The organism is Xanthobacter oligotrophicus (genome assembly GCF_008364685.1).
GTDB classification, from domain to species: Bacteria; Pseudomonadota; Alphaproteobacteria; order Rhizobiales; family Xanthobacteraceae; genus Xanthobacter; species Xanthobacter oligotrophicus.
Map to the genome: position 1 here is coordinate 156,587 of NZ_VTTL01000005.1, position 12,824 is coordinate 169,410.

The 12,824-nt window shown below is 67.2% G+C and carries 10 protein-coding genes and 1 pseudogene; 1 reads left to right on the forward strand and 10 read right to left on the reverse strand.

All coding sequences use genetic code 11. From position 1 onward, the window contains the following. Positions 1–145 precede the first annotated feature (145 nt). Positions 146–940, forward strand: a complete 795-nt coding sequence (locus FZ033_RS09690; RefSeq protein WP_149575938.1) for an outer membrane protein — start codon at positions 146–148, stop codon at positions 938–940. Between the two features lie 294 nt (positions 941–1,234). Here the strand turns inward: FZ033_RS09690 and FZ033_RS09695 are convergent, their stop codons facing one another. The 10 genes and pseudogenes from FZ033_RS09695 to FZ033_RS09740 form a co-directional block, all read right to left on the reverse strand. Continuing rightward, positions 1,235–2,422, reverse strand: a complete 1,188-nt coding sequence (locus FZ033_RS09695; protein ID WP_149575939.1) for an NnrS family protein — start codon at positions 2,420–2,422, stop codon at positions 1,235–1,237. 41 nt (positions 2,423–2,463) lie between these two features. After that, positions 2,464–2,931 (reverse strand): hypothetical protein, encoded by a 468-nt coding sequence (locus tag FZ033_RS09700; protein ID WP_149575940.1) that lies wholly within the window; start codon positions 2,929–2,931, stop codon positions 2,464–2,466. Between the two features lie 71 nt (positions 2,932–3,002). Continuing rightward, positions 3,003–4,034, reverse strand: a complete 1,032-nt coding sequence (gene moaA, locus FZ033_RS09705) for a GTP 3',8-cyclase MoaA (RefSeq protein ID WP_149575941.1) — start codon at positions 4,032–4,034, stop codon at positions 3,003–3,005. 182 nt (positions 4,035–4,216) lie between these two features. Further along, positions 4,217–4,855 (reverse strand): annotated as a pseudogene (locus FZ033_RS09710) (carbonic anhydrase); the annotation flags it as partial. Next, the gene (locus FZ033_RS09715) at positions 4,842–5,198 is read right to left on the reverse strand and encodes a hypothetical protein (RefSeq protein ID WP_149575943.1); all 357 of its coding nucleotides are present in this window, start codon (positions 5,196–5,198) and stop codon (positions 4,842–4,844) included. The gene FZ033_RS09715 and the pseudogene FZ033_RS09710, both read right to left, overlap by 14 nt. A 9-nt stretch (positions 5,199–5,207) precedes the next feature. Beyond that, entirely contained in the window at positions 5,208–6,050 is an 843-nt protein-coding gene (locus tag FZ033_RS09720; RefSeq protein WP_149575944.1) for a peptidylprolyl isomerase, read from the reverse strand. A 5-nt stretch (positions 6,051–6,055) separates the two neighbouring features. Then, the gene (gene narI, locus FZ033_RS09725; protein ID WP_149575945.1) at positions 6,056–6,832 is read right to left on the reverse strand and encodes a respiratory nitrate reductase subunit gamma; all 777 of its coding nucleotides are present in this window, start codon (positions 6,830–6,832) and stop codon (positions 6,056–6,058) included. 12 nt (positions 6,833–6,844) lie between these two features. After that, a complete protein-coding gene (gene narJ, locus FZ033_RS09730) occupies positions 6,845–7,555 on the reverse strand; it encodes a nitrate reductase molybdenum cofactor assembly chaperone (RefSeq protein WP_149575946.1) in 711 nt (236 codons plus the stop codon). Beyond that, positions 7,555–9,081 carry a nitrate reductase subunit beta gene (gene narH, locus FZ033_RS09735; RefSeq protein WP_149575947.1) on the reverse strand — a complete coding sequence of 509 codons (1,527 nt, stop codon included), beginning with the start codon at positions 9,079–9,081 and terminating at the stop codon, positions 7,555–7,557. Before narH ends, narJ begins: the two co-directional genes overlap by 1 nt. Next, the gene (locus FZ033_RS09740; protein WP_149575948.1) at positions 9,078–12,821 is read right to left on the reverse strand and encodes a nitrate reductase subunit alpha; all 3,744 of its coding nucleotides are present in this window, start codon (positions 12,819–12,821) and stop codon (positions 9,078–9,080) included. The genes narH and FZ033_RS09740 overlap by 4 nt, the downstream gene beginning before the upstream one ends. Positions 12,822–12,824 lie beyond the last annotated feature (3 nt).

Sequence of the window (12,824 nt, forward strand, 5' to 3'; positions counted from 1 at the left end):
CGTACTCTAAAATCAATATACCAGACTATTTTGTCCGTGGTATGACAGTCCGGATAAGATCACCTGTTGCCCTTGGGAGACAGTCATGGGCGTTGAACTGCGCTAAGACCCCGTCATCCTGCTTCATCCGGGCTCGGGGGATTACATGCGCAAGTCGCTGCTCGCTACCACCATTCTCGCGGCGATGGTCGCCGCCGGCGCCGCCCAGGCGGCGGACCTTGCCACCAAGATGCCGGTCAAGGCCGCGCCTGTCGCGCCCGCCTTCAGCTGGACCGGCTTCTACATCGGCGCCCAGGGCGGATACGGCTGGGCCAAGAACGATTTCAGCAACAGCTACGATCCGCAGAATCCGTCCACCCTCGTGACCTACGGTCCGGCGGACGCGCACTACAACCTCGACGGCGGTCTCGTCGGTGGCGTGATCGGCTACAACTACCAGATCAACAACATCGTGCTCGGCGTCGAGGCCGACGCGAACTGGGCCGACCTTACCGGTTCCGGCTCTTACTCCCAGATCGCTTTAGACGGCTCCATTGCCAAAACCTGCATCCAGAGCAACGATGCCTGCACGTCCAAGATCGACGCGCTGGGCACCATCACTGGCCGCCTCGGCTATGCCTTCGACCGCGTCCTGGTCTACGCCAAGGGCGGTGCGGCCTGGGCCACCACCTCCCACACGGCCGGCTTCACCGACCTGAGCGGTGATAATCTGGGCTATCATGCCAGCACGGACGCCACCCGCTGGGGCTGGACCGTGGGCGCGGGCGTCGAATGGGCCTTCTTCAACAACTGGTCGGCGAAGGTTGAGTACAATTACATCGACCTCGGCAGCAACGATGTGACCTTCAACTTCGTCCCCAATACCTATATGCCGGCTTATACCTCCACCGTCGATCAGAGCGTTCAGCTCGTGAAGGCCGGCATCAACTATCGCTTCTGAGAACGACGGCACCCGCGGCGGCTTTGCGCGACCCGCGCCGACCCGCCGTGGGTGCCGGCATGCCACGACGCGTGGTGTGACCGCGCCTCTTGAGAAGCAGTCCGCCAAAGACTCGCGCAGTTGTGCGAAGAAGCGGTGATCCGGCGACAGCTGGTACCCGACAGAGAAAATTAGCCTTTGCCATCTTCGATCCAGAGCCATTTCCGTTCGCATTGGTTCACGGAAATGGCTCTGGATTTTTGTATCGATCCGTCTTCTTCACGCGAGCCGGTGTCTACTTCGCTCGAAAACGGTCTAGCTTCGGCGCGTCAGCATTGGCCCATAGATGGCCAGAAATCCGGCGAAGGCCATGCACCAGGCTGTGGCGGCTGCGAGCATGAGTTGCGCGCCCCAGGACGGCAGGAGTGCCATGCTCACGCGTGCCGCGAGCGCGACAGCCACCAAAAGATAGATCGCCCGAGTCCCCGTGGAGGCCACCAGCGCGTGGCCCACATGTCCCAGTGTCGCGCGCGTCATCATGGCGAGCGTCATCCCGCCAATGCCGCCAATGGCCCAGACGTGAATGCCGACGGCGACCGGCAAGTCCACGGGCAAGATTGCGCGGAAGCATGAGGCGCCGGCGGCGAGAAAGCCGAGGGCGACCAGCAGAAAGGCCGCGTGGAGGACCAGCACCAGTGGATCCGGGAAGGTGCGCCATCCCCGCCAGCGCCCAAGCCGCCAGAGGTTGGCGGCGCCGCCCGCCAACAGCGCGGCGCCGGTGATGCGGGCATCCGGCACGGCCACCCATCCGGAGAGGCCGACGCCGGAAACCACCAGCGCAGCCGTGTCCCAGCGATCGGCGGGGGCCGGCCGGCGCGCCTCCCCGCGCTTCGCCAGCCAATTGCCGGTGAAGCTCGGCACCACGCGCCCCCCGAACAGGAGAATGAGGAACACGATCAATGCGAGCGCGGCCCGCGCCGCATGCTCCGCCGTGCCGGTCAGGCGGGCCTCCAGGTGGAAGCCCAGGTTGGCGAGCGCCAGTAGCAGCACCACCGCGGCGACTTTCAGGTTGCGGGTGTTGCGCGCGGCGATAATCTCGCGGGCCACCACCGCGGTGAAGACCGCCAGGAACGCCACGTCCACGGTTGCCGCCACAGCCCAGCCGATCAGTCCCGACACCAGCACGGCGCAGCGCCCCAAGAGCCAGAGCAGTGCGAGGCTGCCGAGCGTCGCCCCTGCCACCGGCAGCCGCCCGGTCCAGTTGGGAATGGCCGTCAGCAGGAAGCCGGCGATGACCGCGCTCCCGTAGCCGAACAGCATCTCGTGGGTGTGCCAGTCGATGGCCGAGAAGGCGGTGGGCAGCGCAAGCGTGCCGGTGAAGACGGCCGGCCATATGGCGATCGCCGCGAGCGCGAACACGCCCGCGCCCAGGAAGAAGGGGCGGAAACCCCGGCTGAGCAGCGCGAGTCCGGTGAAGGCCCTCAGGGTTTGCGCGGTGCGCATGTGGATCGCTCCTTACCCCGGCGTGTCACAGCGCCGGCCGGCTACAGGAAGAACAGGCCGTGGGCGCCGGCGGTGGCGCCGAAGATGGTTATCGCGGCCACCCCCAGCAATACGAGGTGAATGCGCAGCGCCCTGACCAGCACAACGTCCGGCGCCGCGCGGGCGGCGGCCTCGAAGCGGCGCTTCAACAGCGGCTCCACGACGAAGACAGCGGCCATGAAGACGAGCCAGAGCGCCACCATGGCGCCCATCCACCAGAAGGAGGAGCTGGCGAACCGATCCCAGAGGTCGAGGCGCCACGTCATCCAGAAGCCCGCCAGTCCGGCGAGCGGAATGGAGATGCGCACCTGCGCCGAGAAGCGCCGTTCCACCCGCTCGAACAGCTCCGCGCCCTCAGCCCCGGCACGGCGCGCGAGGGGAAGGATCACGAGGGTGACGAAGGAAACACCGCCGATCCAGTGCACCAAGGCAAGCACATGAAGCGCACGGGCCAAGGTTACGTCATCCATTCTCACATCCTTTTTCTTGTTTGTTCTCACATCGAATGGCTCCGGTCTTTGATCAATGCCAAGAAAGTCGTTCAGCCGCCCAAAGCGGACATATGCCGCGCCAGGGCCGGGGTGCCATCGCGGGCGATGACGAAGTCGTGCCCCCGCGGCTTGGCGCGGATGGCCGCGGCGATCGCCGCGCGCAGGGCCGCGCCGTCCCCGCCGGCGCGCAGCGGGGTCTTGAGATCGAAGGAGTCCTCCTGTCCGAGGCAAGTGTGGAGCACCCCCGTCGCGCTCACGCGCACGCGATTACAGCTCTCGCAGAAGGAGTGGCTCATGGGCGTGATGAAGCCGAGGCGTCCGCCGGTCCCGGCGACACGGGCATAGCGCGCGGGTCCGCCGGTGCGTTCCGTCGTGTCGGCGAGGGTCAGGCGCGTCTCGATCAGCTGTCGCAGGGCATCGAGGGGATAATACTGGTCGATGCGGTCAACGCCCACGTCGCCCAGCGGCATGGTCTCGATGAAGGTGAGGTCCATGCCGTGGCCATGGGCGAAATCAATGAGGTCGAAAACTTCGTCCGGCGTGACGCTGGCGAGGGCCACCGCGTTGAGCTTGACCTTCAGCCCGGCCTCCAGCGCGGCCCGGATGCCGTCCATCACCACGCCCAGATTGCCCCGGCGGGTGATGGCGCGAAAGCGCGCGGCGTCGAGGGTATCAAGGGAGACGTTCACCCGCTTCACGCCCACACGGGCGAGGTCGTCCGCATGGCGGGCCAGAAGGGTGCCGTTGGTGGTGAGGGTGAGTTCTTTCAGCGCTCCGCTTTTCAGATGCCGGGAGAGGCTTGCGAACAGGTCCATGATGCCCTTGCGCACCAGCGGTTCGCCGCCGGTGATGCGCAGCTTGGTGATGCCGGCTGCCACGAAGGCGGAGGCCAACAGGTCCAGTTCCTCGATGGAAAGCACCTGGTCGCGCGGCAGGAAGGTCATGTCCTCCGCCATGCAATACACGCAGCGCAGGTCGCAGCGGTCGGTGACCGACAGGCGCAGATAGGTCACGCGCCGGCCGAACAGGTCGACCATGGCGCAGGACGGTGGCGAGGCCGAGGGGCCTGATGAGTGGGGCATCAGCGGGTCTCCTGCCGCGCAGCGAGGGGCGGCGCTTCGGGCGTGCCGAGGCCGAACGCGCCGCACGTGCAGCCGGCGCCGCAGGGCGCGATATCTTCCATGTCCATTTCGAGGAAGGCTGCGATGGCATGGCGGCGCGCCGCCGTCATGGGCTCCACCGGCGCCGCCATCAGCGCATCGAGGGAGGGCAGGGCGGCAAATTCGACGGATGAGGAGACGGTGGTGCCGAGATCGCGCAGCAGGCCGTCGCCTATGCCGTAGATCCAGCCGTGCACGGTCACCTCCATGCCCCGCGCCCACGCGCTCTTGAGCACCGGCGTTGCCGCGAGACGGCGGACCTGCATCTCGATATTCAGCTCGCACATGCGGTCCAGCCGGTTGACGGCAGATGCATCCACGGCGACGCGATGGCGGACATAAAGCTCGACGACGGGGGCCAGCCAGTGGTCCACGAGGCCGCTTCCGCCGATGCCATCGGCATTCTCCAGCGCCCGCCGCACGCCGCCGCAGCCGTAGTGGCCGCAGACGATGATGTGCCGCACCCGCAGCACCTCCACCGCGAATTCGAGCACCGCGAGCATGTTCATGTCGCTCGAATGCACCACGTTGGCGATGTTGCGGTGAACGAAGATCTCGCCCGGATCGAGCCCGACCACGTCGTTGGCGGGCACCCGGCTGTCCGAGCAGCCGATCCAAAGGAAGCGCGGCGCCTGCTGCTCGGCGAGGCGGCGGAAAAAGGTCGGATCCTCTGCCGTCTTCCGGGCAGCCCAGGCGAAGTTCTTGTCGAACAGCTCGTCGAGGACGGTTTCAGCCCGGCCCATGGTCGTGCCCTCCGCAGCCTCCGCCTCCGCCGCACCCGCAACCCGCTTCCGCCGGAGGAGGGGCGGCATCCTGCTTCAACGACCAGTCGATCATGGTGCGCAGGCAGGTGGCGGCGGGGTCGGAACCGCGCTCCAGCGCCGTCATGAGCGCCAGCCAGTCCTCGTCGCTCGCTCCATCGCTGAAGCGGGCGCAGGCGCCGGCGGCATAGGCCGCGGCGGTCTCGCCGAAGCGCGCCCCCGCCTGCGCAACGCGTCCCGCGAGGGTCACGTCGCCGAGGGCGAACAGGGTTTCCTGCGCGAACCGTTCGTCCTGCAATTGCCGCAGGAGGGCGCCGAGCAGCATCGCTTCCCCCTACTGCACGAGGGGCGTTGTCGCCCCTTCGAGGGCGACGCCCTGAATGTCGGCCCTGCCGGCGAGCAGGCTCAGATACTGGCGCATGGCGATGTGCCAGGAGGTCACCTCCAGATGCGCCGCGATGGCTTCCTCCGCTGCCTCGAACGGCAGGTCCTCGCCGAGCAGGCGCTGGGCGACCCGCACGATGTGGAAGCCGTAGCGCGTGGCCACGAGCTGCGGATGGACCGAGCCGGGGTCGATGGCCGACAGCGCGGTCTCGAACTCCGGCACCGTCTGTCCCGGTCCGATCTGGCCGAGGCTGCCGCCCACCTCGCGCGACGGGCAGGCGGAATGCGCCCGGGCCATCTCGGCGAATGCGGTTTCATCCGTCAGCAGGGCGCGCAGCACCGCTTCCGCCTCGGCCCGTGCCGCCGAGCGCCTGGCCTCGTCGGCCGGCGGGGCGGGGATGAGGATGTGCGAAACCTCGTAGAGGTCATCCGAGCGGAAGGCCGCGCGGTTGCGCTCGAAATAGCGCCGGCACGTGGCGGTGTCGGCCTTGGGCACCGTGACTTCGCGTTCGAGGAGGGTGCGGATGGTCGCCTCCTCGTCGGTTTCGCGGGTGCCGTCGGCGTCGGTCGCCGGCTCGGCGACGATGTCGAGGCGCCGCGCCTCGGCTAGAAGAAGCTCCCGCACGACGAGGGCACGGGCGGCGGCGCGCCAGGCGTCAGCCGGGGTCTTCGCCGAGTGGTTCTGGATCTCGCGGGCGATGGCGGCGCGGGGGATGACCACGCCGTCCACGCGCACTTCGTCCGGGCGATGCTGCGGGCGGGCCGCGGGGGATGTGCCGATGATTTCGGTCATGGCGCTCACTCCGCCGGACGGTTGAAGGAGCGGGGCGCGGCCGGGCGCACCGCGGCCAGCGTCCGGCCTCCCGTTGCGGGCCGGGCGGCGCTTCGGGGCAAACGGGTGCGCACCACCTGGTAGCCGGTGCGGCCGAGATACCAGACCGGCGCGCTCCACACGTGGACGAGGCGGGTGAAGGGGAAGACGAGGAAGATCGTCATGCCCAGCAGCAGGTGCGCCTTGAACACGGGGCTGACGTCCGCCACATAGGCGGCCGCCGAGGGCTGGAGGGTGAGGATGCCCTGCGCCCAGGTCATGAACTTCACCATCTCGTGCCCGTCCATGTGGTGCAGCGAGACGAAGATGGTGGAGAGCCCGAGAGTGAGCTGCACCCACAGCAGCAGCAGGATGGCGGTGTCGCCGAAGCTCGAATTGGCGCGGATGCGCGGATCGAACAGCCGGCGGTGGGCCAGCAGCGCAATGCCCGCGAAGCACATGATGCCGGCGATGCCGCCCACCGTGATGGCGAGGCCCTGCTTGAACGAATGGGAGATGCCGAGCGCATCGAACACCCAGAGGGGTGTCAAAAGCCCGCCGGCATGGCCGATGAAGATCACCAGGATGCCCACGTGGAACAGGTTCGACCCCAGGCGCAATTGCTTGCGGCGCAGCAGCTGTGAGGAGCCGGTCTTCCAGGTGTATTGCTCGCGGTCGAAGCGGACCAGGCTGCCGAGCAGGAACACCGTGAGGCAAAGATAGGGGTACCAGCCGAACAGGGCGGCATTGATGGTCTGCGACATGATCGTCCTCCCTCAGGCTGCGGTGTGGCGCGCGTCGCGTTGGGCGGCACGCAACTGGGTTCTGAATCGGTCCACGGAGCACGCCCCCATGCCCTCGCCCGGCCCGAAGGTGACTGCGGTTTCCTCCCAGGCGGCGTCGAGGGCGGCCAGGTCGTCCACCGGCTCATCCACCGCGGGTGCCGGGGCGGGGGCGGCCACCGCCCCGTCCGTAGCCAGCGTCCGCAAGGCGGCGAACACCGCCGCATAGGCGGAGCTGCGCGCGATGAGCCGTTCCTCCAGGCTCGCGAGGATGTGGGCGATGTCGGCGATGAGGGCCTGCGCCTCGGGCAGGGGGCGGGTGGAGAGGAATTCCAGGAACAGCGGCAGGTAGTCCGGCAGCTCGTTGGCGACGAGCACCAACCCACCCTTCTCGTAGAGCGCGGCGAGGTCCACCATGGCCTGCCCCCGGTCGCGGCTTTCGCCATGCACGTGCTCGAACAGATGCAGCGACAGACGCCGCGTGCGGTCGAACAGGCCCACATAGGTCTCCTGCAGGGCGAACAGGTCGTCTTGCGCCAACTCCTCAAGCAGTGGCGCGAGGCCGGCACGCGCCGGCTCTGCCACGAGGCCCTCCAGGGCCAGCACGTCGGCGATGGCCGGCGCGGCGGCTACCAGATCCTCGCCCGGATAGGCGAGGAGCGCGGAGAGGGCCTTGAAGGTCAGGTTCGGGGATGCGCTCGCCATCACTCCACCTCCATGGGGGTGCGGGCCTTCTTCGTTGAAGGACTGCCGAACAGGTTGAGATCGCTGTCGCCGCCGGAGCAGCCGTTGCCGAAGGAGAAGCCGCAGGATCCCCGCAAATCGTAGGCGTCCTCGCTCCATTCGCGGTGGGCGGTGGGGATGACGAAGCGGTCCTCGTAATTGGCGATGGCCATCACCTGGTACATGTCGTCGATGGCTGCGCCGGTGAGGCCCACCTTGGCGGCGATGCGCTCGTCGATGCGCCCGTCCACGGTCTTGGCGCGCATGTAGGCGCGCATGGCCAGCATGCGTTCCAGCGCCAGGGCAACCGGCTCCTCGTTGCCAGCCGTGAGCAGGTTGGCGAGATACTTCAGCGGGATGCGCAGGGAGCGGACGTCCGGCATCTCGCCGTCGAGCCCCATCTTGCCGGAGGCGGCGGCGTTCTGGATGGGCGAGAGCGGCGGCACGTACCACACCATGGGCAGGGTGCGGTATTCGGGATGGAGCGGGAACGCCACCTTCCACTCCATGGCCATCTTCCAGATGGGCGAGTGGCGCGCCGCCTCGATCCAGGCATCCGGCACGCCGTCGGCGCGGGCCTGGGCGATGACGGCGGGGTCCTTGGGATCGAGGAAAAGGTCGAGCTGGGCCTGGTAGAGCTTCGTCTCGTCGGCGACGCTGGCCGCCTCCTCGATGCGGTCGGCATCATAGAGCAGCACGCCGAGATAGCGGATGCGGCCGACGCAGGTCTCCGAGCACACGGTGGGCTGGCCCGCCTCGATGCGCGGATAGCAGAAGATGCACTTCTCCGATTTTCCCGAAGACCAGTTGTAATAGATCTTCTTGTAGGGGCAGCCGGAGACGCACATGCGCCAGCCCCGGCACTTGTCCTGGTCGATGAGGACGATGCCGTCCTCCTCTCGCTTGTAGATGGCGCCGGAGGGGCAGGCCGCCGCGCAGGTTGGGTTGAGGCAGTGCTCGCACAGGCGCGGCAGGTACATCATGAAGGTGTTTTCGAACTGGCCGTAGATGTCGGCCTGAATGCCCTCGAAATTCACATCCTTCCGGCGCTTCTCGAACTCGCCGCCGAGGATCTCCTCCCAGTTCGGCCCCCATTCGATCTTCTCCATCCGCTCGCCGGAAATCAGCGATCGCGGGCGGGCGGTCGGGAACGCCTTGGATTCCTTCGCCGTGTGCAGGTGCTCGTAGTCGAAAGTGAAGGGCTCGTAGTAATCGTCGATCTCCGGCAGGTCCGGATTGGCGAAGATGTTGGCGAGGATGCGCCACTTGGCGCCCATCCTCGGCTCGATCTTGCCGTTCGCCTTGCGGCGCCAGCCGCCGTTCCACTTCTTCTGGTTCTCCCATTCACGGGGATAGCCGACGCCGGGCTTGGTCTCCACATTGTTGAACCAGGCGTATTCGACACCCTGGCGGCTGGTCCACACGTTCTTGCAGGTGACCGAGCAGGTGTGACACCCGATGCACTTGTCGAGGTTCAGAACCATGGCGATCTGGGCACGGATCTTCATTGGGCCATCTCCTTCGCCGGGGTGGTCGAAAGAGGCTCTTCCAGCCAGTCGACCTTGTTCATCTTGCGGATGACGACAAACTCGTCGCGGTTCGATCCCACGGTGCCGTAGTAATTGAAGCCGTAGGCCAACTGGGCGTAGCCGCCGATCATGTGGGTCGGCTTCAGCACCGTGCGGGTCACCGAGTTGTGGATGCCGCCGCGGTTGCCGGTAAGCTCGGAGCCGGGCGTGTTCACGATCTTTTCCTGGGCGTGGTACATCATCATCATGCCCGGCATGACGCGCTGGGAGACCACTGCGCGGGCGGTCAGCGCGCCGTTGGCGTTGAACACTTCCACCCAGTCGTTGTCGACGATGCCGGCCACGCGGGCGTCATCCTCCGACACCCACACCACCGGGCCGCCGCGGTTCAGCGTCAGCATCAAGAGGTTGTCGGTGTAGGTGGAATGGATGCCCCATTTCTGGTGCGGGGTGATGAAGTTGAGCACGATTTCCGTGTGCCCGTTGGGCCGGGCGTCGCGGTGGCCGACGATGGTCTTCAGGTCCACCGGGGGCTTCCAGGTCACGAGACCCTCGCCGAAGGCCCGCATCCACAGATGATCCTGGTAGAGCTGCTGGCGGCCGGAGAGGGTGCGCCAGGGGATCAGCTCGTGCACGTTGGTGTAGCCGGCGCTGTAGCAGACGGTCTCGCTCTCGATGCCCGACCAGGTGGGCGAGGAGATGATCTTGCGCGGCTGGGCCTGCACATCGCGAAAGCTGATCTTCTCGTCCTCCTTCGCCCGCGCCAGGTGGGCATGCTCACGCCCGGTGGCTTTGGAGAGGGCGTCCCACGCCTTCACCGCCACCTCGCCGTTGGTCTCCGGCGCCAGCATGAGGATGACCTCGGTGGCGTCGATGTCGGTCTCGATCTTCGGCAGGCCCTTGGCCGGCCCGTCGCGATGCACGCCGTTGAGGGCGCGCAGGGCATCCACCTCGTGCCCGGTCTTCCAGGCGATGCCCTTGCCGCCGTTGCCGATGCTCTCCATCAGCGGGCCCAGCGCCGTGAAGCGGGCATAGGTTGCGGGATAGTCGCGCGTCACCACGGTGACCTGGGGCATGGTCTTGCCGGGGATCGGTTCCACCTCGCCCTTCTTCCAGTCCTTCACGTCGAAGGCCTGCGCCAGCTCGCCGGCGGTGTCGTGCAGGATGGGGGTGAGGACGGTGTCCTCCTCCACGCCCAGCACCTCCGGCGCAGCCAGCGAGAAGGCCTTGGCGATGCCCTTGTAGATGTCCCAGTCGGAGCGGGCTTCCCACGCCGGGTCCACCGCCGCCGACAGCGGATGGATGAAGGGATGCATGTCCGAGGTGTTGAGGTCGTTCTTCTCGTACCAGGTGGCGGTGGGCAGCACGATGTCCGAGTAGACGCAGGTGGTGGACATGCGGAAGTCCAGCGTCACCAGCAGGTCGAGCTTTCCTTTCGGCGCCTCTTCATGCCAGGTGACTTCCTTGGTGCGCACGGCGCCCTCCGCGCCGAGATCCTTGCCCATGACGCCGTTCTGCGTGCCGAGCAGGTGCTTGAGGAAGTATTCGTGGCCCTTGCCGGAGGAGCCGAGCAGGTTGGAGCGCCAGATGAACAGGTTGCGCGGCCAGTTGGCCTCATGGTCCGGATCGTGGCAGGACAGTTCCAGCTCGCCGGACTTCAGGGCGGAGGCCACATAGTCCTTCACCTCCCGGCCGGCCGCTTTGGCCCGGGTGGCGATGTCCAGCGGGTTCTGCTTGAGCTGGGGCGCCGAGGGCAGCCAGCCCATACGCTCGGCCTTCACGTTGTAGTCGATGAAGGTCTGGTTCCAGTCGCCCTCCGGCGCGGTGGGGGAGAGGATCTCGCCGGCGGTCAGGGTCTCGTAGCGCCACTGGTCCGTGTGAGCGTACCAGAAGGAGGTGGCGTTCTGCTGGCGCGGCGGGCGGCTCCAGTCGAGGCCGAAGGCCAAGGGCTGCCACCCGGTCTGCGGGCGCAGCTTCTCCTGCCCCACATAATGCGACCAGCCGCCGCCGGACTGGCCGACGCAGCCGCAGAACACCAGGAGGTTGATCACCCCCCGGTAGCTCATGTCCATGTGGTACCAGTGGTTCATGGCCGCGCCGATGATCACCATGGACCGGCCGTTGGTCTTCTCCGCATTGGTGGCGAACTCGCGCGCCACGGTGACGATGGCCTCGCGCTTCACGCCGGTGATGCGCTCCGCCCAGGCGGGGGTGAAGGGCACGTCATCGTCATAGGAGGCGGCGACGTGGTCGCCGCCGAAGCCACGGTCGACGCCGTAGTTCGCCATCATCAGGTCGTAGACGGTGGCGACCTTCATCTCGCTTCCGTCAGCGGCCGCGAGGGTGCGCACCGGCACATTGCGGGTGAGGATCTCGCCGTGCTGGGTGGCGACGAAATGCTCGGTCGCCCGACCGCCGAAATAGGGGAAGTCCACGGCCTCCACCTCACCGCCGTCACCGGCGAGGGAGAGCTTCAGGCGGATGTCGCGGCCCTGCCCGTCCTTCTCCTCAAGGTTCCACTTGGCCGCTTCGCCCCAGCGATGGCCGATGGAGCCGAGCGGCGCTACGAGATCACCCGAAGCCTCGTCCAGCGCCACCGTCTTCCATTCCGGATTGTTGGTCTCGCCCAGCGCTCCCGGCAGGTCGGAGGCGCGCAGCATCCGCTCGGGCACGAGATGTCCGTTGCGCTCCACCAGGCGCACCAGGAACGGCATGTCCGAGTAACGCCGCAAGTAATCGTCGAAGTAAGGCACCTGCCGGTCGAGGTGATATTCCTTCAGGATCACATGGCCCATGGCCAGCGCGAGGGCGGCGTCCGTGCCCTGCTTGGGGTTCAGCCAGATGTCGGCGAACTTGGTGGCCTCGGCATAATCGGGTGAGACCACGGCGCTCTTGGTGCCCTTGTAGCGCACCTCGGTGTAGAAATGGGCGTCGGGTGTGCGGGTCTGCGGCACGTTGGAGCCCCACACGATGATGAAGCCGGCATTGTACCAGTCGGCGCTCTCCGGCACGTCGGTCTGCTCGCCCCAGGTCTGGGGCGAGGCGGGCGGCAGGTCGCAATACCAGTCGTAGAACGACAGGCACACGCCGCCGATGAGCGAGAGATAGCGCGCGCCCGCCGCATAGGAGACCATGGACATGGCCGGGATGGGCGAGAAGCCCGCCACCCGGTCCGGCCCGTGCTTGCGCACGGTGTAGGCGTTGGCGGCGCCGATCAGCTCGTTCACCTCGTCCCAGGTGGAGCGCACCAGGCCGCCATGGCCGCGGATGGAGGTGTAGGACGCGCGCGCCTCGGGATTCTCCACGATGGAGGCCCAGGCCGCCACCGGCGGCAGCTTCGCCCGCGCCGCGCGCCACAGCTTCAGCAGCCGGCCGCGGATCATGGGATATTTCACCCGCGCGCCGGAATACAGGTACCAGCTATAGGAGGCGCCACGGGCGCAGCCGCGGGGCTCGTGGTTGGGCAGGTCGGGCCGCGTGCGGGGATAGTCCGTCTGCTGGGTTTCCCAGGTGACGATGCCACCCTTCACGTAGATCTTCCACGAGCAGGAGCCGGTGCAGTTCACGCCGTGGGTGGAGCGCACGATCTTGTCGTGCTGCCAGCGCTTCCTGTAGCCGTCCTCCCAGGAGCGGTCTTCGTGGGTGACGATGCCGTGGCCGTCGGAAAAGGTCTGCGTCTCGCGGCGGAAGAAGGTGAGACGGTCGAGGAAATGGGACATGTG